The sequence below is a fragment of the Sphingobacteriia bacterium genome (genome assembly GCA_017304685.1).
GTDB lineage: Bacteria > Pseudomonadota > Alphaproteobacteria > Rickettsiales > 33-17 > JAFKLR01.
Genome location: JAFKLR010000003.1, coordinates 800,092 through 823,487, shown reverse-complemented (window position 1 = coordinate 823,487; position 23,396 = coordinate 800,092). Strand labels below are relative to the sequence as shown.

The window sequence follows — 23,396 nt, the reverse complement described above, 5'->3', positions numbered from 1 at the left end:
AATAGGTTGTTAGGTAAAAATTTAAGCTTTTACCTAACTTTAAATGTTTTTATTTTTTAGCTTGAGATGAGCCATCGTTAAGCTTACTTCTTTTATTAGGCCTTTCTTCACCAGATTTCTCTTCTTCAATATTGTGTTCAACTCCTCTACTTATCTCAATTCTTGCCCTATTTGAAACAATATTATTCTGAGTTGGTAATGCATTACTATTAATTACCTGTATATCTTCATCATCTGGAATTTCGATAACCGATGAAGTAGATTCAGTGTTTTTCTTATGGAAAGCTGGAATTACAACTGATTTTCCATTTGCCATAAGAACTAGTAGTGTGCACAATCTTACATATAAATAGTAATTAACTAAATCAAGTGTTTGTTCTAAAAGTGAGTCCATATATGAACTAAATGTTTTAGAATTTTGCTCTGGTTGCTCAGAAATTTTTGTTTTGGCAGTGTTATTTATCGCAAAACTAGCTGTAGCAAGTGCAGCTTCCCTTTCCTCAATAGTCATTGGTTTATTAACTTTTTGACGCTGTCTTACAGGAGCAACCATTTCAGTAATTTGTTCACCTTCATCTACTATCATTAAATCAGGAATCTCTATTTTTAGTTCTTCTTTTTTACGTTGGAGAATTGCATTAATAGCTGCCTTTTTATCTTGATCTGATAAACTAATATTAATTTCCTTAAGAGTTTTATACCAGTTTGGATCTCTCCAAAAACATTCTGGCAACAAATTTAATAAATTTTGAATATAGCTAATATCTGCTGCATCAATTATTACTTTAATAGTAATAGGTTGCTTTAGAGCTCCTTTACCTTCTTTACCTCGAACTTTATTTACAGGCGTTAATAAATATTTCTTAAAAGGTTCAATCACATTTTTAACATATTTATCAGACCTTATATGATGAAATAATATTTTGTAAAAATTTAGCTCCTTATCAACCTCTGTTAATTCTTTTAAAAGACTTAAAGGAGTATTTTTAATATATATATTATAGTTTCTTATTTTTCTCAAATTTGTATATAAAAATTCAGCATGGGTTTCATCGTTTGCAGCTTTTGCAACAATTTCATTAACGATCCATTTAAATAATGGAAAATTGATAACTGAAGTAGTAAATAATGTATTGGAATTACCATTACTAATAAAAATAATTTTAATTTGGTCACTTAATTCAAGTTTTTCTAAAAAACTTATAAGTTTTTCAGTATTTTCTTTATTCTTATAAAACTTATTAAAGACAATTAATAAAGGCATTTTTTTCTTATTATTTTTACTGCATTCCAATAACATGTTTTTGATTTCTACAGCTATTTCTTTACTTAATTCACCACTAAGTAATTGGTAAATGTTAACAGCACTTATTTCTTCACTAGTTTTAACTGTATTTATATTCTGACTAACTACAGAAGAATTATTTTGAACTTGTAGCTGTGTTCTTGAATAATTATTATCGACTACAAGGTCTTGAGTTGGCAGGAATGCTGGACGTGCTGTATGTGAGGCAAGATTAGTATTTTGGTTAATAGATAAATTTAAAATTAATTCTTCTTCATTATCACTAGATTCTTCATTAGTTAAAGGTTCAGTTTCACTTCCGCTTCCTTTTTCACTTTCCTCTTCATTAATTATAATACGTGAGGTTTTATTATGAACATTATTATTTATTTTAGTATTAGCGTTTAATATATCATTTTCCTGTTCTTTTTCTTGAGTAGAATTCATTTCTACAGGGTTATTATTTGATAATACATTTGAAGTTGGAGAGTGTGCTTCAAGATCTATAACTAAGTTTTCTTCAATATTCTTTGATGGTATATTGGAATTGATCGTTTGAACTGATTTATTTATTTCTTTCTTTTTCTGCTCAATAATAGTATTAACAGCTATTTTTTTGTTTTGATCAGTAATATTGTTACACTTATTTACAAGTGTATTAACCCAGTTTTGATCTTCCCAGAAACAATTAGGTAATATATTAAATAGATCCTGAAGATATTTTGTATCTGCCACTTCAATTAAATATTGAATGGTATAATCATATTTTACAGGAATTTTTTCTAATCCATTCGCTTTAATAATTGTTACAGGAGACATTAAATAAACCTTAAAAGGATTAATTACATTATTAACGTAATTTGGTTCATTTGAATGACTAAACAATATTTTATAAAAATCTAAATTTTTATCTATTGAAAATAAAAATTTTAGTAAAAGCGCCCCATGTTTTGCAGGATACTGGTTAACGTTTGCTAAATGATTGCTTAAAATATTAGCTTCTGCACTATTTGACGCCTTAACAAACACATTATCAACAATCCACTTAAATAATTTAGGGATATAAGTAGAATTAGTGAATAAACTACAAATTGAGTTATATCTTTTAAAAATAACTTTAATTTGGTCTTGCAAATCAAGTTTATCCAAAAAATTTATAATGAAATAAGCATTACTTGTAAATTCACTAAATTTGTTAAAAGCTTGTAAGTGAGGAACATTTTCAGGTAAGTTTTGAATATTTAATAGCAAATCTCTAACTTCTATTGCTGTTTCTTTATTTAAATTATTATCTGAAATCAATTGGGTAATATAAACATTGCCTCCTCTAATTGAAGGTTGAATTGATGATTGATTGTGAGACTGCACAAATATTCTTTGACCAGGTAAACGAGAAATTGGCGCATTTGCTTTTGGACCTACAGCAATAGGTGGATTATTCTGAGAAACCATATAGCCTTTTGGTGTAATAGAATAGTTAGAAGGGTGTTGAGATGGGTTACCGGAATAATTAGTAGGTGCATTATTAGCTGGATTAAATGACAACCTTGTATTAGGAATATTTATTCGTGGAACATAGGTTGCTCCTGCATCTCTTTGCTGAGATGAAAAGTTTGGCATTAAAATAGTTCTATTTCGTTTTTCTTTTTTACGTTGAAGAATTTCATTGATAGCAGCTTTTTTGTTTTGATCAGTAATATTGTTACGCTTATTTTCAAGTGCATTAATCCAGTTTTGATCTTCCCAAAAGTATTCAGGTATTAAATTTAATAATCCTTGAATATATTCAACGCTTGCTTCATCAATTAATAAGTGAATTATTGGTTGATCATTTTTTGATTTTGAATTTTTTTTAGTTTTAGGAGATGATAATAAATAGGTCTTAAAAGGTTCGATTACTTTTTGAACATAAATATTAGAATTAATATGACTAAATAATATTTTATAAAATTTTAATTCAGGATCAGTATGTGATAATTCATTTAATACACTAAATGAATCATTATTTGAGATATAAAATAAATATTTTTCATAATTTATTAAATTTGTAGTTAAATTATGAGAATGAATGCTGTTTACTGCATTAACAAATATATTATCCACAATCCATTTAAATAGCTCAGGGTTAGTAGCTGAAATAGTATATAAGTTACTTGAATTAATATTATTTGTAAAAATAATCTGAATTTGGCTTCTTAAATCAAGCTTTTCCAAAAAATTTATAACATTTTTAGTATTTTTTTTATCTTTGTAAAAAAGTTGAAAAGTTTCTAAATTATAGCTATATAATGGTTTTTTTCTATCATTATAACTAATATTTAATAAAATGTTTTTAATTTTAATAGCAGTTTCTTGATCAATATTGTTGCAAGAAAGGTGGAATATAATTTCATTTGTAACTTCATTATTTGTTTGCGGAATTATTTGTAAACTTGAAGTTGATAAAATATGATCTTGGGTATCTGCTTGTAAAGAGTTTTGAGCAGCGCCTGAATAATTTGTAGGAGATTGCAGTACATTTTGTGACTGCGGTAGGATTTCAAAAGTTAGGCCAATTTCTTCCTTTTTGCGTTGTAGAATATTAATAATAATATCTTTTTTGGCTTGATCAGTAATATTATGATATATATTTACAAGCGCATCAACCCACTTTTGATCTTTCCAGAAACAATTAGGTAATATATCTAGCAAGTTTTGAATATAAATAGTGTTTGCTTCGTCAATTATTATTGTAATCGAAGTGCGCTTATCTGCAACTTTATTTGTTTTTGTTTTAGATAACAAATATGTCTTAAAAGGCTCGATTACTTTTTTAATATAATTATCAGAATTACAATAACTAAATAATATTTTATAAAACTCTAAATTCGGATCAGCGCTTAACAATTCCTTTAAAATTGTGTATGAAATTTTAGTAGTTTTAAATAATGTATATTTTTCACGCTTTTCTAAATTACTAGCTAAATTATAATTTTCTAAACTATTAGCAGCTTTAACAAATACATTATCAATAATCCACTTAAATAATTGAGGATTAATAGCGGCCATAGTAAATAAATTACTAGTTTTATGATTTTTAGCAAAAATTATGTTAATTTGATCTTCTAAAGCCAGCTTCTCTAGGAAATTTATAATTTTCTGTGTATTTTTTTTATCTTTATAAAAAGATTGGAAGCTTGCTAAAGCAGGGTTATTTATTATTTGTTTTTTATCATCATGATATACTTTTAATAATAAAGGTATAATTTTATTAGCAGTTGCTTGATCTATGTTAATAGTAAGATATGGTTTTACATCAGTTATAGTAGTATTATTAATTTGGGGTGCAACAGGTTGCGATGGTAAGTCGACAGTAAAGAATTGTCCCCGAGGCATTATGGGTATATAGTTTTGCGGAGCTCCTGAATAATTAGTAGGTATATTATTTGAGCTTATTAAAGAAGTTGGCGCTAAATTAATTGGTATTTGTCGTATTGTTGTATTAGCTGGTACAGCAGGTGATCTAGAAATAATTGGAGTTCTAGCTTCGACTTCAGTTAAGCTTTCATCTGCTGAGTTTTCATCTTTATTTAAGCTTTCCTCTGTAATCTTCATTCTATTACCTAAATGTAAATTAATAAATTAAATTAAAAATTAGTTAAATAATAGTTAATAAAATGAAAAAAGTCAATTTTTAATTCGTATGTTTTAATTTAATAATAAAATTCAGATACTTAAAACTAAGATTAAGATATTTTTCTATTATTGGTTGTAATAAAAGTAATTATTTTTAATACATAAAAGAGAATTTTAAAAATTTTGAAAAAGTAGATTGGTATAAAGAAAACAACCAAAGAGCACTTGCTGGCGACCTAGTGCTCACCAATTTCAATATCTAAATCAGTTGGCAAAATAAGATCATTAATATTATTGGGCCCGAAAAAGTTTTTCAGCTGCAGGTAAGGACTTATCTATTATCTTATTAGTATAAGTATTATTTATTTTTTAAGGTTGTAGACCCACCTTCAGGACATGATCCCTGACGGCCTATTTGTGATCCAATTTTAGGCGCATTACCATTTTTTAAATTATCGAGAAGCTTTATAAAATTTTCTTCATTTAAATCTTCGTAGTAATTTTCATTATTAATTTGAACGACAGGAGCATTAACGCACGCGCCAAGACATTCAACTTCGCTTAATGTAAATAAACCGTCACTTGAGGTTTCACCTTTTTTAATTCCTAATTTGTAATTACAAGCTTCAAACAGCTTATCAGAGCCTCTTAGCCAACAAGGTGTGGTGCCGCAAATTTGTAAATGATATTTGCCTACAGGTTGTAAATTGAACATGCTATAGAATGTAGCAACTTCATAAACTTTTATATTAGGAATATTCAATATTTGCGCAATTTCATCCATAGCTACTTTTGAAATCCATCCGCCACTCTGGTCTTGAGCAATATATAAAGCGGGTAGAACAGCGCTTTGCTGTCTTCCTTCAGGATATTTTTTAGTAATTTCTTTTATTTTTTTTAAATTCTCATCAGTAAACTTGAATGATTTTGGTTGTTCAAAACAAGTTGATGTATTTTCTGTGCTCATTAAAACAATTCTCCAAACTTATCTATCTATTTCACCAAATACAATATCAAGGCTACCGATTATTGTAACAACGTCTGCAAGCATGTGTCCTTTTGACATAAAATCTAATCCTTGAAGATGGGCAAATCCTGGTGCTCTTAAACGTGCTCTATATGGTCTGTTTGTTCCATCTGCAATTATGTAAACTCCAAATTCTCCTTTAGGTGCTTCTACAGCTGCGTAATATTCACCTTTTGGAACATGGTAACCTTCTGTATATAATTTAAAGTGATGAATTAATGCTTCCATTGAATTTTTCATTTCAGCACGTGGCGGGGAAGCAATTTTACGATCAAGTGTTTTTATTGGTCCTTCAGGAATTTTTTGAAGGCATTGTTTTATTATTTTTACTGATTGATACATTTCTTCAATGCGAATTAAATATCTATCGTAACAATCACCATTTTTTCCAACTGGAATATCGAATTCGATTTCATCATATACATCATAAGGTCTCGATTTTCTTAAATCCCATGCAATGCCTGAACCTCTAAGCATCGGACCAGAAAATCCCCAATCCATTGCTTGTTCTGGTGTTACAACACCTATGTCTACTAAGCGTTGTTTCCAGATACGGTTTTCAGTAAGTAAGTTTTCCATGTCACTTAAATGCTTTGGAAATTCTTCAATAAATTCAGCAATATCTTCGAGTAAACCTTTAGGTAAGTCTTGGTTAACTCCACCTGGTCGGAAGTAAGCTGCGTGTAACCTTGCACCTGAAACTCTTTCATAAAATTCCATCATTTTTTCACGGTCTTCAAACATCCAAAGAAGTGGAGTGGTTGCACCAACGTCAAGTGCTTGTGTAGTTACATTTAAAATATGATTAAGTAATCTTGATATTTCAGAAAATAAAACCCTAATATATTGAGCGCGTTTCGGTACTTCACAGCCTAGTAATTTTTCAACCGCTAAACAATATGCATGTTCTTGATTCATTGGAGCAACATAATCAAGGCGGTCTAAGTAAGGGAGAGCTTGTAAGTAAGTTTTATGCTCCATTAGCTTTTCAGTACCACGATGGAGAAGACCAATGTGAGGATCAGCTCTTTCAATTACTTCACCATCCATTTCAAGAACTAGCCTTAAAACTCCATGGGCTGCAGGATGCTGCGGACCAAAGTTTAAGGTCATGTTTTTAATATCAAGCTGAGTCATATCTTCCCTAAGGCTTAAATTATTACAAACCTAATTTGTAACGAAAATATTTATATATTTCAAGGACTAAAAGTAGAAAGGTTTAAGGAAATATTAAATCTAAATAAATGCGGATAAATCTATAAGTTATTGATAATTGTAATATTTAAAACTCAATTAAGAAATAATTAAAAAATTAATAACTATTTAACCTAGAAGTTTTATAATTAATATAAGTACATAAGATTTCTAAGGTAATTGATTTATGAAAGAAATAATTCAAATGTTTGCTCCAATGCAAAATGAAGAGAAAAAAGTTTTAGAAAGTTTACCGAACCCAAATCTTTCCCCTCAGGAAATAGTAAAATTTTTACAAGATTTAGAAGAAAGTATTTTAGCTAAAAACTTTGAAAAAAACTTATCTCAAGATTTTTGTAAACAACTTGCGATAATAAAAAAGTTACAAGGTGATTACTTTAGAACATTAAAAAATTTTGATGAAGCAAGAATAGCATACGTTGAAGCTAAAAGATTTCTTATGTATAGTGAAAATATTCTGTTATATGATAATATAGCAAATTCCCCACATGAGACTGATATTAGTAATTTAACGATGGAAAATCAAATTAATTTAATTGATTTTCTAGAGCGTAAAATTACTGATTTAAAATTAACTCATACATTGAAAAACTCAAATGGCTTAAAACCTAAAGTAAAAGCTTTTGAAGAGAAATTATTCAATATTAGTAAAGAATTTATTTCAGAAAATTTTATTAAAACCTTTAAAAATATTGGAAAAGCTGAAGATAAAATTGCTATGTTAAATTTTCTAAAGCGAAAAAAAGAAGCTTTAGAAAATTTAGAAGGTTCAGTAAATGAATTATATAATATAAAAATGGCTTTGACTTATGCTTACAACAAAATAGGCGAATTTGAAAAAGCAAAAGATGAATTTAAAGAAGCCTTAAGTTTAAAAGAAAAAGTCGATGAAGCACAAGTTAATAAGCAACTTGAAAATAAAGTTACATACAGAGTAAATAAGCAAAATGCTTTAATAACAAAAAAAGATACTTTATTTTCACGTTTACAAGAAGAAAGTGCTGAATCGCTAGAAAAATATAGGGCTTTAACGTCTGAACAAAAAGAAGTGGTTGATTCAATTTTAAAAGTATCTTTTGTAGAGGGTAATTTTGCGGCAACAGGATTACTTGGCGACATTATAGAAAGGCTTACTAGTAATCAATATTTATTCAATACACTTAAAACCCTGTATACTTATAGTCTTAATAATAAAATGAATATAGTAATTTCTGATAAAAGAAATGTAAAAGATTTTAATCCAGAAATGGATGGTAGCTTAGGTTATTACAATTTAAAAAATAGCATTGTGGTTGCAGGTAGATATTTAGATTGGGTAAATCAAAGAGTTGAAGGAACCTTAATGCACGAAGCTACACATTATGAAATGCAAATGTTATTTAGTAATGAAGCTTATCCTTATAGTGTTAATAATGAAAAAGAAAAAAATGCTTTTGAAAATGTTGAATTAATAGTTTTACGTAACGTCGCTATAGAAGCCGCAAAACTTGTTAATGAGTTTTCTAGAGATAAAGATAAGTTGTCTAAAGATGAAATAATAAAATTTATAATAGGTTTATCTAAAGAAGAATTAATAAAATTTATAAATGATAATTATTTAAAAATTGACCCAAAAGGTGAAAATCAATCTACAGAATTAGGCACTATCAAGTCAATTATTAGAACTATTGGCAATGTATATGATAATGAAGTTTATTCCACAAAAGACCAACATAAAGAATTAATTGTGCGATTTAATGAGCAATTAGCAAGGGGAAATAAAGAAATTGTATATAAAATATTTGCACCTTTAAAGGGGTATATTGATAATTACATAAAACCATTGCAAGAAAAATATTTTAAAGAAAATAGAGAAATTAGTGAAGTTCAAAAAAATACACTGAAATTAATTGAATTAGTAAAAAAAGGTAAAGAGCAAGAAGCATTTGAGTTAATAGATAATGGTATCGATCTAAATGTTACCGATATAAAAGGGCATAATGTTTTGCAGCTTGCTATAGCAAAAGAAATGGAGTCATTAATTTTACCGTTAGCTAAAGTAGCGGATAATTTAAGTGATAAAGATCTTGTTTTAGAATGGGCATTAAATAATAACCAAATGGAAATTATAAGCGTACTTATTGAGAAAAAATATAATTTTAATGTCACTCTTCCAAATGGCAAGACCCCATTAATTCAAATGGCCACAATTGGCAATGTGAGTATAGTTAGAGAATTAATTAAGGCAGGAGCTAATGTAAATACTCATAATGCTAGTGGTCAAACAGCTTTAATTAGTGCAACTAAATATGGACATTTGGAAACAGTAAAAGAGTTAGTTAAATCAGGTGCAAAAATAGAAATGAAAGATCGTTTCGGAAAAACTGCGATTGATTATGCTAAAGGTGAAATGAAAGAATTATTTAAACAGCTTTCTATTCCTAAAGTTCAATCGATAAGAAAAAGTAGAGAAGGTGGAGCAGGGTTTATTAGTTCATTTAAATCTATATTTGGTATTAAAGAAAAGGCTGTATTTGAAAAAGTATCAAAAGATATGAAAAATGAATTAGCTAAAGATGATTTAGATGATAAAGCACCTTCATTTACGCGTGATCATAAAAACAAATTAGCAAATAATAAAAATGATAAACCAAATTTAAATTAATTAGCGAATATTTCTGTTATTTGAATTAGGCGAGAATTTTCTTATCATTGACTTGAAAAAACCGAAAATAGATTTAATATTTTTAAGAGCAAATACTGCTAGAATTTTAAAAATCCAAAGTTTAAAGAAAAATCTTAAACCGCCTGCAAGCCCTTTTGTTTTGAAAGTATTTAAAATAAAGTTACCTGTAAGCTTGAATAAGCTGCTGCATTCCCCTTTACTTGCGCATTTAAATGCTTCCTGCATAAACTTTAAAATAGAGCTAGCCATTTTATCTCTCCTTATTCTATTAACTTCTACATAAAATCTAGCATATTTGAAAAATCTTTTAAACACAAGGCTTGTGTTTGAAATTAAAATTTAATTTGGTAATTAACTAATTGTTAACTATAGCGCTTGTAAATTAAATTGATTGTAACTTAGCCTCAAAACTTGAAAAAAACTATAAATTTAACAATTAATAATAAAGTGAAATCAAATCAATGTAATTACAAGCGAAACTAAATCTACAGAAGCGTTATTTAATAAGGGAATTGCTTTGTAAAAATGAAATAAATTCAATAAAACGATTGAATGTATTGATTAAAGTTTTAAAAAAGGTAACGCTACGAATAGGCAAATCAGCAACAAATAGACGTTGTTGATGTTGAAATTTAATATATTTAACTAATAATACTAATACAAAATCTTCAAATCAAGTTAGAGAATAAGTTATTATTTTACAGCTTTTTCGTCGCCTGGTAAAACATAATCAGTACCTTCCCAAGGGCTTAGGAAATCAAAACTTCTAAATTCTTGGCGAAGGTCAACTGGTTCGTAAATTACACGTTTGGTTTCAATGTCATAACGAACTTCAACAAAACCTGTTAATGGGAAATCTTTACGAAGCGGATGGCCTTCAAAACCATAATCGGTTAAAATTCTTCTTAAGTCAGGATTATTTGCAAACATAACCCCATACATATCCCATGCTTCACGTTCATACCAAGAGGCTGCGTTATAAACATTTATAGCAGATGGAATAATAGTTGTTTCATCAGCTGCAACTTTAATTTCAACTCGTAAATTATGGGTAAGGCTAAGTAGGTTATAAATAATGTCGAAACGCATTTCACGTTCTGGAAAATCAGCACCAAATAAATCAACAAAAACTTTACAATTTATGTTTGCATCATCTTTAAAAAATTTAAGTGCAACTTCAATTTTATCAGCAGGAACGCGGCAAAGAATTGTTTTAATATCTTCTCTAAATTTTAATTCTTCAGCAAAAGGAAGCGAAGTTTTAATATGATTTTCTAATGCTTCGTTACTTAAATTATTTGCCATTTATTTAGTCTCTAGTTAATTTTAATGAGCCAGTTTTTTTAATTTTTCTTTGTAATTGTAAAATTCCATAAAGAAGAGCTTCTGCTGTTGGTGGGCAACCTGGAACATATACATCGACTGGTACTATGCGGTCACATCCACGCACAACTGAATATGAATAATGATAATAACCACCACCATTTGCACAACTTCCCATAGAAATTACATAACGTGGTTCTGGCATTTGATCATATACTTTTCTAAGCGCCGGGGCCATTTTATTGCAAAGAGTTCCTGCAACAATCATAACATCCGATTGCCTTGGACTAGGGCGAAATACTAAACCAAACCTATCAAGATCATAGCGACTTGCTGCTGTTTGCATCATTTCAACTGCACAACATGCAAGACCAAAAGTCATTGGCCAAAGCGAACCTGTTCTTGCCCAATTAACAAGGTCATCAAGTTTAGCTGTAACAAAACCTTTATTACTTGCTTCTTCTGCAATTTGCCCTAAAATTTCATCCGAATTGTTAGATGATGCTAAAGACATAATTTTCTCCAATTATTTTTATTCCCACTCAAGAGCGCCTTTCTTCCATTCATAAATGAAACCTATAGTTAAAACGCTTAGGAAAATCATCATAGACCAAAACCCAAAAACACCAATTTTACCTAAAGAAATTGCCCATGGAAAAAGGAAAGTTATTTCAAGATCAAAAATTATAAATAATATTGCTACTAAATAGAATCTTACATCAAATTTACCACGCGCATCGCCGAAAGCTTCAAATCCACATTCATAAGCGGAAAGTTTTTCTTTGTCAGGCTTATTACTTGCTATAATAAATGGTAAAACAGTTATTACAAATGATAACCCAATTGCAATACCTAAAAAGATTAAAATTGGTAAGTATTTATGTAAGATTTCAAGGTCAAAAAACATTAACTTTCTTATAAGCCTCTGATTTTAAAAAGTAATTATAATTTAAAATAAATTGGTGATATTTACAAGGAGATTTTATCGTTTTCTATAAAAGATGAAAAAATCAGCACGTTAGCCATGTTTTAAAAAGTTAATTAATATGTTATAATTATTTAAATTTAACTATAAAGGTTTTCAATATGGCTAAGAATACACAGAATAGAACTGGGACATTAAATAATTTGAATAATATACAAACTTCAATAATTGCAAAAATATTAAATGACCTAAATCTGGCTTTTATAGGTAAAGAAAATTTAGAAAGGACGGTAGAAAATTTACTAGTAAGTAATAATCTAATGGATAAAGAATCCAGTAATGCTATTGAAAATTTAAAATATACATGGGATAGCGATTTTGAAAAAATTAAAGAATGGTTCAAAGATAATGGATATAGATTTATTCCATCGGATCTTATCCGTATACATAAATTTATTTTAAGCGGAGCTGATATAAGAGGAAATACTCAGGAGTTAGTAGAATTATTAAAACCTTTAAAAAATGAATTTGATAAACTAAACAAAGAAGAACAAGAAGTTTTAATAAAAAAATTAGATGAGATAGAAAAATTTTTCTTAAATAATGAAAAGCTGTTAAATGATGATGATTTAGATAAAATAATTACATCTGAAAATATTGAAGAAGAAAGCGATAGAATCATCACTCAACTTACTAATGAAATAAACCTTACTCAAGAACAAAAAAACAAATTAAAGCAAGAATTTAAAGATTTAAGAGAAAATTATTTAAAATTTTCAAAAAATAGAGATGTTAAAAAAGATATTTTATTAGCTTTAGGGATTGTTGCAGTAGCTGCTGCCATTGTTGCAACTACATTAGCTATAGCTTATGTGTATGTACCTTTAATTTCCGCAGCAATTGCTGGAACAGCACTTGGAGGAGTAGTTGGTTCAGTTGCAGCATTTAGCGGAAGTATTGCTGCAGGCGGATTATATATTGGCGCTCAACTTGCTCCTGTAACTGCAGGTGCAAGCTTACTTATATGCGGTGGCGTAGGGTTACTCGCCCCTGTTTCAATTGCGGTTGCTCCATTGTTACCAGCAGGGGGTTTAGTGTTAGGAGCGTTAAATTCATTTGAAGAATCAAATAATTTAAAAGATGATAAAACATTTGTACAAAGGTTTAAAGAAAGTAAGGCACTTGATATAAACAATTTACAACAAATGAAAGCTTATATTGCAAATGAAATGTTTAGACATGCGACTGTCAAAGAGCTTTCATTTAATATTAAAAATTTTAATACAGAAGACTTAAAAGACATTTCAATTAAAGGATTAAATACAGACAAAGTAAGAATAGCTTGTGAAAGTCTTCAGTCTTTATTAGATAAAATATTTAGTGAAGGGAAAACTTTAGACATTAAAGAAGCTGAAAGTTTTAAGACAGCGATTAATGATTTAGGGTCATTTGCTACTTCAGAAATATTTCAGCAAATAAAAGATAAAATAAATGAGTTACCAAAAGACCAGCAAGAGAATCATATTCTTACAAAGCTTGAAACAATATTAAAATTATCAAAAACATTGCATGTTGATATAAATCTTAATTTAGCGCCAAGATTTGAGGAAGCAAAATCAATTATAAAAAATTGATTTAATGGCAAATATATTATTACATTCAATTTAAATAGAGTAGCTCTCTTAACATTGAAAAATAATTCATAATGTGTTAATGACATATACAAAATTAATATTTTTGTAGGTAAATATGTCAAAACAGGAAAAAATACAGGATTCTATTGATTCAAGTAAAGTTATTTTCGAGGAAATGACCCGTGAAGAATTAATAAAATATGCTAAGCTTAGTGAAAAAACGCTTGATCTTGCAGTACAAAAATTAAAATTAACTCAAACTACAGATCAGGCATTAGAAACACTTAAAATTAAAAATTTACAATTACAGATAGAAAATAAAAGTTTAAATGAATTGGTAGCTAAGTTGACTGAAAGTATTGGAAATACTTTAGAAAGCGTGGGTAAGGCGCAAAAGGAAATTATAACTTTGAATAAAGAAAAAACTGAACTTAAAAATGAAAATGTGCGGTTAGAGCAAGTGCAGACTCAAATGGGTAATTTAATTTTATATTTAAGAGGAGAAACAGAATCTTTGAGAAAACAAGTTGAAGGTAATTTGCAGACTATTGAGAAAACTAATAAGGAAGTAGCAGATTTAAAAAAGAAAAATGATAATCAAAAATTAGAAATAAATAGATTATTAAAAACCCAACAAAAATTAAAAAACCAACAAGAATTAAAAAACCAAGCAGAACAACTAAACAGTGAATTAGAAGATAAACAAAAATCAATCGAAGAAGATAGTAAATTAAGACAAGAATTAGAAGCAGAAAGAAAAGCTCATGAAAAAACTTATAAAAGATTTTTTGATGCTGTAAAAATTTTAGGAAGAGCCTCTGAAGTACAAAGTGATTTAGTTATAGAAAACTCTAATCATAGAAAAATAGGGCACGCAAAAGATTATAAAATTCGATTTTTAATAGATAACGAACGTTTAAGACAAGCTGAAAATGATAGAAGAGCAAAAAATAGCGAAGCTGAATTAACTAAGTAACATATAGAGTAAATTTATATCTTGTTAAAATCAGGGGGAGGGTTAATTTCTAATTAATTTAGGATTAATTTCCATATCTCCCCTTGAAATTCTATTTACAAATAATTATCTTAAAGCTATTCGATTTAAAAAATAAGGTAAAAAATGGCTTTAGAATCAATGCATGGTACAACTATCCTTTCAGTTAGAAAAGGAAATCAAGTAGTTATTGCTGCAGATGGGCAGGTTTCACTTGGAAATACTATTATGAAATCCAATGCAAAAAAACTTAGAACGTTAGGTAACGGTAAAATATTTGCTGGTTTTGCAGGATCAACTGCCGATGCTCTAACCCTTTTTGAACGCTTAGAAGCAAAGCTTGAAAAGCATCCAAATCAATTAGCAAGGGCATGTGTCGAACTTGCTAAAGATTGGCGTACTGATAAATATCTACGTCGTTTAGAAGCTATGATGATAGTTATAGATGCCAAAATTTCATTAGTATTAACCGGAAATGGGGATGTTTTAGAACCTGAAGAAGGAGTTGTTGCTATTGGATCTGGTGGAAATTATGCGCTTGCTGCTGCAAAAGCGCTTTACGATCAAGAGAATTTAACTGCTAAAGATATTGCAAAAAAAGCAATGAAAGTTGCTGCTGATATTTGTGTATTTAGTAATCATAATTGTATAATGGAAGTTTTAGAAAATGAAGAATCAAAAACTAAATAATGACTCCCAATTCCATTTAACACCTAAGCAAATTGTAGCTGAGTTAGATAGATTTATTGTTGGTCAAAATGCCGCTAAAAAAGCTGTGGCAATTGCTCTTAGAAATCGTATTAGACGTAGAAATGTAGATGATCTTCAAATGCAAGAAGAGATTGTACCTAAAAATATTCTTATGATTGGACCTACTGGTGTCGGTAAAACCGAAATCGCAAGAAGACTTGCAAAAATTGTTGGTGCGCCATTTATTAAAACAGAAGCGACTAAATTTACTGAAGTTGGCTATGTAGGTAAAGACGTTGATTCAATCATTAGAGATCTGTTAGAAAATGCGATTAATTTAGTTAGAGCAAAATTATTTAAAGATGTAGAAGAAATAGCTAAGAAAACTGCTGAAGAAAAGATTTTAGATATTTTAGTAGGAGATGGATCTTCTGAAGATACTCGTGAGAAATTCAGAGAATTTTTACATGAAGGAAAGCTAGATGATAAAGAAATAGAAATTGAAGTTTCTGATAATCCTTCCTCAAATAACATGTCAATGATGGATATTCCGGGAATGCCAGGAAGTCAAATGGGTGTTGGTGTTATAAGTATAAGCGATATGCTTGGTAAAGCTATTGGTTTAGATAAAAAAACTAAGCTTAAAAAAATGCAATTAAAAGATGCTATGGAAGCTTTAATTAAAGAAGAAAGCGATAAACTTATTGATGAAGAAAAGGTTATCAAAGCTGCTATAGAAGTTACTCAACAAGATGGCATAGTATTTATTGATGAAATTGATAAAGTTGTTGCTCGAAGTGATGCACGCGGTGGTGATGTAAGCAGAGAAGGAGTCCAAAGGGACCTTTTACCTTTAATTGAAGGTACTTTTATTTCTACTAAATATGGAGTTATTAAAACGGATCATATTTTATTTATTGCATCAGGTGCTTTCCATTTAGCAAAACCTTCTGATTTATTACCTGAATTACAAGGAAGATTACCAATTAGGGTTGAATTAAATCCATTAACTAAAGAAGATTTAATTAGAATAATGAAAGATCCTGAAAATAGTTTATTAAAGCAATATGATGCGCTACTTAAAACTGAAAATGTGAATATTAAATTTACTGATGATGGTATTGCAACTTTAGCTGAAATTGCTACCACCATTAATACAGAAGTAGAAAATATTGGTGCAAGAAGATTGCATACTATTTTAGAAAAACTTCTTGAAGATATTAGCTTTAGAGCAGGTGATGATAATTCTCTTTGTGAGAAAGAAATTATTATTGATGAAACTTATGTTAAATCTCAACTAAAAGATATTACATATAATATGGATTTATCGAAATTTATACTGTAAGTATTAATAAGTTATTGAAAGGTAAGGAAAATAGTTTTTATTAGTTAAATAAGTTTAAATGTTTATTGATTTTTAATAGAAGCTTCTATATCTTACCTTTATAAATTATGAAATTAATTTAAGGTAATCCTTATGCTTATAGCTAAAGTCCAAGCTGAATTAACAAAAATCCAAATCAAATTAGCAGAGATAAAAGCATCAATTACATTTAATGATTTTTTATCTTGGCTTAATGATAAAATTGTAAATAAAAGAAAGTCAAAGCATGAAAAGCAAAATGATGTTTTAAACGCAACCGGTACTTATATAATTAAATCTTCGATTAATGCTATTGATCAATTTATTAATTATAATAAAAATGTTTCAGATAACACCGGTTCACATAACTTTATTGCTGCAGCATTTCGCAATTATTGGGAAACGCTTACAAATCCTATAATGCTTAAATTTAATATTGTTATGGTTTTAGGTATGTTAACAACGAAAAGCTTACCAAAAACTACATTAAAATTTTTAAAAAATGTTGGGTCTATAGCGCTTTTTTTCCAAGCTGCATATACGGTTATTACTTACTTTGATTATTATATATATAAATGTTCGCATGAGAGTCAACAAAATAACAAAACAGGAGTAAAAGGCTTTTTTAATAGAGTTAAAAATAGAATCTCCTCAGTAGGCGAAGTAGTAAACGAAGTTAGGCAGGGAGATATAGATGGCTCGCTTGAAAAAACTTTTGAAGTTATCTGGAAAGCCAACTTTAATACTTATAATTTTTCAAATGATATGAAAAATGAAATAAAAATTTTAGGTAGAAAAATTTCTTCTTTTACAAGATAATTTAACCCTAATTGCAATATAAAAATAAGCTCTTGATTGTAGCCTTATTTAATGTTAATAGTGCTAAAGTTTAAACACACAAAATGCCGAGAAAACGTGGAGTACATCACTCATCAAATTACCTTAAAAGATTCTGATATGAGATTGGATAGATTTCTAAGAAATACCTATCCACATCTTATACAAGGTCGTATTGAAAAATCCTTACGCAAGGGTTTAATAAAACTAAATGGTAAAAAAGCTGAATCAAAAGATAGAACTAAGGAAGGTGATGAAATAACTCTTCCAATTTCTTTAACTGTAAATGATAGAACTGAAGAAGAAAAACAAACAAACAGTAAACCTAAAATTACTGAAAAGAAACGTAAGTTTTTAATTGATTCAATTCTTTATAAAGATGACGATATTATTATCATAAATAAACCTATTGGCCTTTCCGTTCAAGGTGGAAGTGGAATTCACACAAGTGTTGATGATATGCTTGATTATTTGCAATTTGATGAAGAGGAACGTCCAAAGCTTACTCATAGGCTTGATAAGGATACAAGCGGCGTTTTAATTCTAGCTCGAAATAGAAAAGCTGCGCAAAGAATAGCTGAATATTTTAAAACTGATCAAATTCAAAAATTTTATTGGGCTGTTTGTGCTGGCGAACCCAAACATAAAATGGGTGTTATAAATCACCCTATAATAGTTGATGGGGAAAAGAAAGAAGCAATTACTGAATATAGACTTATTGATTATTTACATAAACGAGCATCTTTTATTGAATTTAAGCTTATTACGGGTCGAAAACATCAAATTAGAATTCATGCAAGCCAAGTTTTAAATACCCCAATTGTTGGTGATGGAAAATATGGTGGCGAAGCCGCATTTATTGATGGAATAAATATTAAATTACATTTACATGCAAGAAGGGTTATTTTTAAAGATAAAGGTAAGTTAATTGATGTAACTGCGCCATTACATCCTCATTTAATTGAAACATTTAGAGTATGTGGATTTGAAGGGAAATGAGTTCTACTATTCAGCGAATTTTCATAGATGAAAAATTAGAACCAGGCTTAATTTTAAAACTAAGCAAGGAAGATTCTAATTATTTAGCTAATGTTTTACGTTTGGAAAATGGTGCTAAATTAAAAATCTTTAATGAAAAATATGGTGAATTTTTAGCTGAGATCGTTAGTTCCTACCATAAGGCCTGCGAAATTAAGATTTTAGAAAAATTAAAAGATACTGAAAAATTACTATCTATCATTCTAGGGTTTGCGCCAATAAAGCATTATCGCTTATGTTTTTTAATAGAAAAAGCAACGGAGCTTGGTGTTACCGAATTTCAACCTGTTATTACTGAAAGAACAATTAATAGAAATGTAAAAATAGATAAGTTGTTTCTAACCGGTAAAGAAGCAAGTGAACAATCAGGTAGAATTGTGACGCCTAAGTTTCATGAACAAATTAAAATAGAAAAATTTATAACTTCATATAAAAACCACACAATACTTGCTGCCATTGAAAGTGTGGATGCAAAACCTTTTGATTTTGAGCTTGATAATGATAAAGTTGTTCTTTTAGTAGGGCCGGAAGGTGGGTTTAGTGAAAGAGAGAAACAGCTTTTATTATCACAATCCAATGTTAAACCTGTTAATTTAGGACCAAGAATTTTACGAGCAGAAACAGCGGTTTGTTGTTTGTTATCGTCTATTAATTGTAAGCTTTAGGTAGTTAATGGAAATCATCAATTATTTGAATAGTGTAATACAGAAAAACAGGCTTACAATTGATGATTTTTTTAAATTTAAACTCCAAAATTTAGTTCCAACATTATATAATTCTGTTGATATTCGTGATTCAGGCTTCAAAGTGGCCCCTGTTGATACAAATATATTTCCTGCGGGATTTAATAATTTATCAGATCAAGAAATTAAAAAAACTAATCAAGAATTTAAAAATTATATTAGCACTTATTATCCTAATACTAAAAATATTTTACTTATTACCGAAAACCATACGCGTAATTTATTTTATTTGGATAATGTATACGCTTTAACAAAAGTTTTTGAAGGGTTTGAATTACAAATTTCAAATTTACTATTTGAAAAAGAAGAAATTTTAATTAGTAACTCCAGCCATGAATTAAAATATACTCCTATAAAGCTTAAAGATAATTTTTTAGTAGATAAAAATGATAATAAATTTGATTTAGTGATACTAAATAATGATTTAAGTAGTGGATACAACGAATTAATTAAAAATGCAAATAATCCAATAATCCCAAACCCTCTACATGGTTGGTTTAATAGAAGCAAAGTAAAACATTTTGAAGCTTATTATAATTTAGTTGAGGAGCTTTCAAAGCTTATTAATATTAATCCATTTTTTATTACAACTCAGGTTAAAGCGTGTGGATATGTAAATTTTAAAGAAAAAACAGGCCTTGAATGCTTAACTTCTAAAGCAGAAGAACTATTACAAAATTTGAAAATTCAATATAAAGAAATGAAAATTCCTTACGATCCTTATTTGTTTATAAAAGCAGACCAAGGTACTTATGGTATGGGAATAATGTCAATTACTTCAGCAGAAGAAATTTTGAACCTTAATAAAGATACCCGTAAAAAAATGGCGGTAATTAAAGAAGGTATGGAAAATACGAGCGTTATTATTCAAGAAGGCATTCCAACTCAAAATAAATATAATAATAATCCTGCAGAGCCTATGAGTTATTTAATTGGAGGGAAACCTATTTCATTGTTTTTGCGTGTAAATTCTGAGCAAGATGAAACAGGAAACTTAAATTCTAAGGGTATGTTCTTTATAAATGATAAATTTAATAAGGATGAAATAAGCGTTTATAGCCTTATAAGTCAGTTAGCCTCCCTTGCAACTATTTTTGAAATCTAAATCGTTAAAATTTATGTGGCTGATTATTAAAGAAAATTAATTTATTTTAATAATATTTTAACATTTCCTTGACAAAGTTAATAATGTACTATATAGTGTTATTTAGTTAACGGATTATTAACCATCCGTATTAATTATTTTAAACAAAGGAGAATCTATATGAAATTTAATGTAAGATTAGACAACGCTTCAATGAGAACTTCTGGATCAAATGCTCCACTTTGGATGATTGATTTATCAAGAGATTTTGGTATTACAAAGCCCGCTGATAAAATTAAATTAGAAGTATTAGATGTTGCTGGTAATATAGTTACCTCAGGAATGGATTATGGTGTTGGTTCGATTGCAAAAATTAGAATTAATAAACAAACTTCACCTGAAGTTATTAAAGCATTCGTTCGTGCATTAGCTCAACAAAATAATCTTCCAATTTCTGCAGCAGAAATCAATGCAGCAAATTATGAAGCTTTAAAAGGTTTAGAAATGGAAGTTTCAAGAGATGGTATGATTTTAGCTGCAAATGGTGCAGGGATTGCAAAAATTATACAAGGTGCAGGTATCAATAAGCCAGAAGTAGTAGAAATTTTAAATCCAGCTCCAGTAGTAGTTGCTCCAGTAGTAAACCCTGTAGTTAACAATAACAACGTTCAACCAAGAGTAGTACAAGAAGTTAATTGGGGTGAAGCAGATGTTGATGGTTTAGCTGACTTATTTAATGAAGTTGTTGCGCCTGCTCAGAACAATAGCAAAATTAAAACTGCTGCTAAAGTTGGTGCTGGTTTAGGTTTAGGTGCTGCAGCTGTTTATGCAGCAAATGAAGTTGATAACCGTAAATTTAACGGCGCTGGTAAAAAATATGTATCTGAAAAGATTGCACAAGCTGCAAGTTACTTAGATGGTTTACTTGGTGGTAGAATTGGTCAATTACTTGGTAATGGTCAAAACAATAATAACGTTCAAGCAAACCCTATTGTTAACGGTGTTGAAAACAACAATAACTTAAGAAAAAGTGTTGAATTACAACAATCTCAAGTTCAAGCACAAGGTAATCAACAAGGTATGTAACTAATACCCTGTAACTTACGAGTGTTAATTAAAGGTGTCGAAGTAATTTCGGCACCTTTTTTTATTTATTTTATTCGTGATTTTTCAATATAATTTTCAGTTAACTCGATAAATTTCGTTCTTACAGGTTTTATAACTCTATTTTTTAGGTTAGTACTTATTGAATCTTTACCATTTTTATGTCTAAAATTTTTTGCTTTGGCTTGGATAGGGGTGACCTCAAGAGGGAAAGCGGTTTTATTAAACTGTACGCATAAATTAACCTTTTCAAATTCATTATTTAACATAAGATTGCTTAATTTTGGCGGATTATTTTCATTAATTAAGGTAGCTACTCCATTTTGAACTAATTCTTCATGAAACCATTTAGAATTAATAGTTTTGGTAAGCAATATTGGAATAACGTTACCATATCTTTCTCTAATATGTTCTAAAGTAAAAGCTTTAAAACGTGCTAAGCTTATAAGAATTGCGTTTTTATACTCATTTTCAAATGAGTTAAAATTAATGTAAATAATTTGTAAAATTTGATTGTAAAAAGGTGTGTTTAAATTAGTTTCATTATTAACTACAGTTTGTTTTAAAGTAAGTAATAAATTTGGATAGTTAGGGTTAGTAAAAAGATTATTTACAAGATTATCTATATTAACTGAATACCCATGTGTGGGCTCAAAATTTTGCTCAACATATAGATCTTCCATATAAGTGTGTTTTATTGTAGAAGGTACTTTCAAACTTTCAATATAATCTACAATATTTTGATAATGCTCATTTGTAATTTTTTGATTATTAAATCTAACTACATTTACATTGCAATAATTGTTAAGGTAACACATAAGAATCTTGAAATGAGTCAGAATATTAACGCTTAAATTAGGGTTATTTGAATTGTTTCCAAAGGAACCGCAGTAAATTATTTCTTTAACTTTATCGTTTAAATTACTAGCAACCTCAGCCGCTACTTCAAAGGTAAAGTCTTTTAAAATAGTTAAAGAAAAATAATATGGTTCGTCGATTAAAATAACGTTTAAGCATTTTTCCCTAGATAATTTACAAAATTTAAGATGACTTCCTAAAACTATATTAAAATATACATCATAAGATTTGTAGGTAGCTTCATCGACAAAATTAAAAAGTGTAGGTCTTTCTTCCTTTTCTAAAGATGCGAGTATTTCAAATAATAAATTCGGCTCTAAATTCGGCTTAGTAAAAATAATAACCTCAGCTTTAGGTTGAGCAAGAATAAAATCTTTAACGAGCTCAATATTTTTAGTAGTAATTTCTTCATTAATTATTAATGAAAGAAAAAAGTTTTGATTGTTAAAGGTGTGTTTAAAGCTATTAATATCATTAATTAACATAAGAATTCAGTACTCTTTAAGTTTTGTTAATATTATTGAAAATTTTTTTTTAATCAATAAGTTAATTTAAATTTATAATGTTTAACATTAAATGCAAATTTAATTAATTAATAATTTAAAAATCTATAAAAAAGTAATGTAATTTAATAAAAAACTTGATATAATTATAAATAGTGCCAAAACTCTACTTAATTTACCTGACTGAGGAAGGTATGAACGAAATTGACCAATTAATCAAGGAGTTAGAGCTCCTTAAAGCTGAGCACTCTAACATTGAAGAAACTATAAAATCATTAATTGAATCTCATGAATACGACTTTAATAACCTTAAAGTTCAGAGGCTTAAAAAGCGTAAATTATGGCTTAAAGATCGTATTGCTTATCTTGAATCTTTCATTTACCCCGACATAATTGCTTGAAAATTAAAGAATTAATTATTAGTTAACATGTTAACTAATAATTAACTTTATCTTAAAAAAGTATTAATATGTGCTTAATAATAAAATTGAGG

19 protein-coding genes are annotated in these 23,396 nt (G+C 28.6%); 11 read left to right on the top strand and 8 right to left on the bottom strand.

Annotated features, from left to right (window positions below; all coding sequences use genetic code 11):
• Positions 1–49: 49 nt before the first annotated feature.
• From J0H68_03915 to J0H68_03905, 3 genes are all read right to left on the bottom strand, one after another.
• Entirely contained in the window at positions 50–4,879 is a 4,830-nt protein-coding gene (locus J0H68_03915) for a hypothetical protein (protein MBN8827832.1), read from the bottom strand.
• 379 nt (positions 4,880–5,258) lie between these two features.
• Positions 5,259–5,867, bottom strand: a complete 609-nt coding sequence (gene nuoE / locus J0H68_03910; protein MBN8827831.1) for an NADH-quinone oxidoreductase subunit NuoE — start codon at positions 5,865–5,867, stop codon at positions 5,259–5,261.
• 18 nt (positions 5,868–5,885) lie between these two features.
• Positions 5,886–7,064 carry an NADH-quinone oxidoreductase subunit D gene (locus J0H68_03905; protein MBN8827830.1) on the bottom strand — a complete coding sequence of 393 codons (1,179 nt, stop codon included), beginning with the start codon at positions 7,062–7,064 and terminating at the stop codon, positions 5,886–5,888.
• A 244-nt stretch (positions 7,065–7,308) separates the two neighbouring features.
• Here J0H68_03905 and J0H68_03900 point away from each other — a divergent pair, with 244 nt between their 5' ends.
• On the top strand, positions 7,309–9,786 hold the full coding sequence (locus J0H68_03900) for an ankyrin repeat domain-containing protein (GenBank protein ID MBN8827829.1): 2,478 nt from the start codon (positions 7,309–7,311) through the stop codon (positions 9,784–9,786).
• Here J0H68_03900 and J0H68_03895 read toward each other — a convergent pair whose 3' ends face one another.
• The 4 genes from J0H68_03895 to J0H68_03880 form a co-directional block, all read right to left on the bottom strand.
• Positions 9,787–10,056, bottom strand: a complete 270-nt coding sequence (locus J0H68_03895; protein MBN8827828.1) for a hypothetical protein — start codon at positions 10,054–10,056, stop codon at positions 9,787–9,789.
• 444 nt (positions 10,057–10,500) lie between these two features.
• Positions 10,501–11,112 carry an NADH-quinone oxidoreductase subunit C gene (locus J0H68_03890; protein MBN8827827.1) on the bottom strand — a complete coding sequence of 204 codons (612 nt, stop codon included), beginning with the start codon at positions 11,110–11,112 and terminating at the stop codon, positions 10,501–10,503.
• Between the two features lie 4 nt (positions 11,113–11,116).
• Positions 11,117–11,644, bottom strand: a complete 528-nt coding sequence (locus tag J0H68_03885; protein ID MBN8827826.1) for an NADH-quinone oxidoreductase subunit B — start codon at positions 11,642–11,644, stop codon at positions 11,117–11,119.
• A gap of 18 nt (positions 11,645–11,662) precedes the next feature.
• The gene (locus J0H68_03880; protein MBN8827825.1) at positions 11,663–12,037 is read right to left on the bottom strand and encodes an NADH-quinone oxidoreductase subunit A; all 375 of its coding nucleotides are present in this window, start codon (positions 12,035–12,037) and stop codon (positions 11,663–11,665) included.
• Between the two features lie 179 nt (positions 12,038–12,216).
• Between J0H68_03880 and J0H68_03875 the strand changes: the two genes are divergently transcribed.
• The 9 genes from J0H68_03875 to J0H68_03835 all read left to right on the top strand — a co-directional run bounded on the left by J0H68_03875 (position 12,217) and on the right by J0H68_03835 (position 21,524).
• Entirely contained in the window at positions 12,217–13,689 is a 1,473-nt protein-coding gene (locus J0H68_03875; GenBank protein ID MBN8827824.1) for a hypothetical protein, read from the top strand.
• A gap of 115 nt (positions 13,690–13,804) precedes the next feature.
• Positions 13,805–14,665: a hypothetical protein gene (locus J0H68_03870; GenBank protein MBN8827823.1), complete on the top strand. Its 861-nt coding sequence runs from the start codon at positions 13,805–13,807 to the stop codon at positions 14,663–14,665.
• A 159-nt stretch (positions 14,666–14,824) separates the two neighbouring features.
• Positions 14,825–15,373: an ATP-dependent protease subunit HslV gene (gene hslV / locus J0H68_03865; protein MBN8827822.1), complete on the top strand. Its 549-nt coding sequence runs from the start codon at positions 14,825–14,827 to the stop codon at positions 15,371–15,373.
• Positions 15,351–16,718: an ATP-dependent protease ATPase subunit HslU gene (gene hslU, locus J0H68_03860; GenBank protein MBN8827821.1), complete on the top strand. Its 1,368-nt coding sequence runs from the start codon at positions 15,351–15,353 to the stop codon at positions 16,716–16,718. The genes hslV and hslU overlap by 23 nt, the downstream gene beginning before the upstream one ends.
• Positions 16,719–16,850: 132 nt before the next feature.
• On the top strand, positions 16,851–17,555 hold the full coding sequence (locus J0H68_03855) for a hypothetical protein (protein MBN8827820.1): 705 nt from the start codon (positions 16,851–16,853) through the stop codon (positions 17,553–17,555).
• Between the two features lie 96 nt (positions 17,556–17,651).
• Positions 17,652–18,572, top strand: a complete 921-nt coding sequence (locus J0H68_03850) for an RluA family pseudouridine synthase (protein MBN8827819.1) — start codon at positions 17,652–17,654, stop codon at positions 18,570–18,572.
• Positions 18,569–19,276 (top strand): 16S rRNA (uracil(1498)-N(3))-methyltransferase, encoded by a 708-nt coding sequence (locus J0H68_03845; protein MBN8827818.1) that lies wholly within the window; start codon positions 18,569–18,571, stop codon positions 19,274–19,276. Before J0H68_03850 ends, J0H68_03845 begins: the two co-directional genes overlap by 4 nt.
• Positions 19,277–19,283: 7 nt before the next feature.
• The gene (gshA, locus tag J0H68_03840; protein MBN8827817.1) at positions 19,284–20,459 is read left to right on the top strand and encodes a glutamate--cysteine ligase; all 1,176 of its coding nucleotides are present in this window, start codon (positions 19,284–19,286) and stop codon (positions 20,457–20,459) included.
• 159 nt (positions 20,460–20,618) lie between these two features.
• Positions 20,619–21,524: a hypothetical protein gene (locus tag J0H68_03835; protein MBN8827816.1), complete on the top strand. Its 906-nt coding sequence runs from the start codon at positions 20,619–20,621 to the stop codon at positions 21,522–21,524.
• Between the two features lie 65 nt (positions 21,525–21,589).
• On the opposite strand, the gene J0H68_03830 is transcribed toward J0H68_03835, so the two are convergent.
• Positions 21,590–22,885: a hypothetical protein gene (locus tag J0H68_03830; GenBank protein MBN8827815.1), complete on the bottom strand. Its 1,296-nt coding sequence runs from the start codon at positions 22,883–22,885 to the stop codon at positions 21,590–21,592.
• A 212-nt stretch (positions 22,886–23,097) separates the two neighbouring features.
• On the opposite strand from J0H68_03830, the gene J0H68_03825 reads away from it, so the two are divergent.
• Entirely contained in the window at positions 23,098–23,304 is a 207-nt protein-coding gene (locus J0H68_03825) for a DUF465 domain-containing protein (GenBank protein ID MBN8827814.1), read from the top strand.
• Positions 23,305–23,396: the final 92 nt, after the last annotated feature.

Bases quoted from the DNA above. Each gene is read 5' to 3' on its own strand.
- J0H68_03915 (MBN8827832.1), bottom strand. From the start codon at position 4,879: ATGAAGATTACAGAGGAAAGCTTAAATAAAGATGAAAACTCAGCAGAT.
- nuoE (MBN8827831.1), bottom strand. From the start codon at position 5,867: ATGAGCACAGAAAATACATCAACTTGTTTTGAACAACCAAAATCATTC.
- J0H68_03905 (MBN8827830.1), bottom strand. From the start codon at position 7,064: ATGACTCAGCTTGATATTAAAAACATGACCTTAAACTTTGGTCCGCAG.
- J0H68_03900 (MBN8827829.1), top strand. From the start codon at position 7,309: ATGAAAGAAATAATTCAAATGTTTGCTCCAATGCAAAATGAAGAGAAA.
- J0H68_03895 (MBN8827828.1), bottom strand. From the start codon at position 10,056: ATGGCTAGCTCTATTTTAAAGTTTATGCAGGAAGCATTTAAATGCGCA.
- J0H68_03890 (MBN8827827.1), bottom strand. From the start codon at position 11,112: ATGGCAAATAATTTAAGTAACGAAGCATTAGAAAATCATATTAAAACT.
- J0H68_03885 (MBN8827826.1), bottom strand. From the start codon at position 11,644: ATGTCTTTAGCATCATCTAACAATTCGGATGAAATTTTAGGGCAAATT.
- J0H68_03880 (MBN8827825.1), bottom strand. From the start codon at position 12,037: ATGTTTTTTGACCTTGAAATCTTACATAAATACTTACCAATTTTAATC.
- J0H68_03875 (MBN8827824.1), top strand. From the start codon at position 12,217: ATGGCTAAGAATACACAGAATAGAACTGGGACATTAAATAATTTGAAT.
- J0H68_03870 (MBN8827823.1), top strand. From the start codon at position 13,805: ATGTCAAAACAGGAAAAAATACAGGATTCTATTGATTCAAGTAAAGTT.
- hslV (MBN8827822.1), top strand. From the start codon at position 14,825: ATGCATGGTACAACTATCCTTTCAGTTAGAAAAGGAAATCAAGTAGTT.
- hslU (MBN8827821.1), top strand. From the start codon at position 15,351: ATGAAGAATCAAAAACTAAATAATGACTCCCAATTCCATTTAACACCT.
- J0H68_03855 (MBN8827820.1), top strand. From the start codon at position 16,851: ATGCTTATAGCTAAAGTCCAAGCTGAATTAACAAAAATCCAAATCAAA.
- J0H68_03845 (MBN8827818.1), top strand. From the start codon at position 18,569: ATGAGTTCTACTATTCAGCGAATTTTCATAGATGAAAAATTAGAACCA.
- gshA (MBN8827817.1), top strand. From the start codon at position 19,284: ATGGAAATCATCAATTATTTGAATAGTGTAATACAGAAAAACAGGCTT.
- J0H68_03835 (MBN8827816.1), top strand. From the start codon at position 20,619: ATGAAATTTAATGTAAGATTAGACAACGCTTCAATGAGAACTTCTGGA.
- J0H68_03830 (MBN8827815.1), bottom strand. From the start codon at position 22,885: ATGTTAATTAATGATATTAATAGCTTTAAACACACCTTTAACAATCAA.
- J0H68_03825 (MBN8827814.1), top strand. From the start codon at position 23,098: ATGAACGAAATTGACCAATTAATCAAGGAGTTAGAGCTCCTTAAAGCT.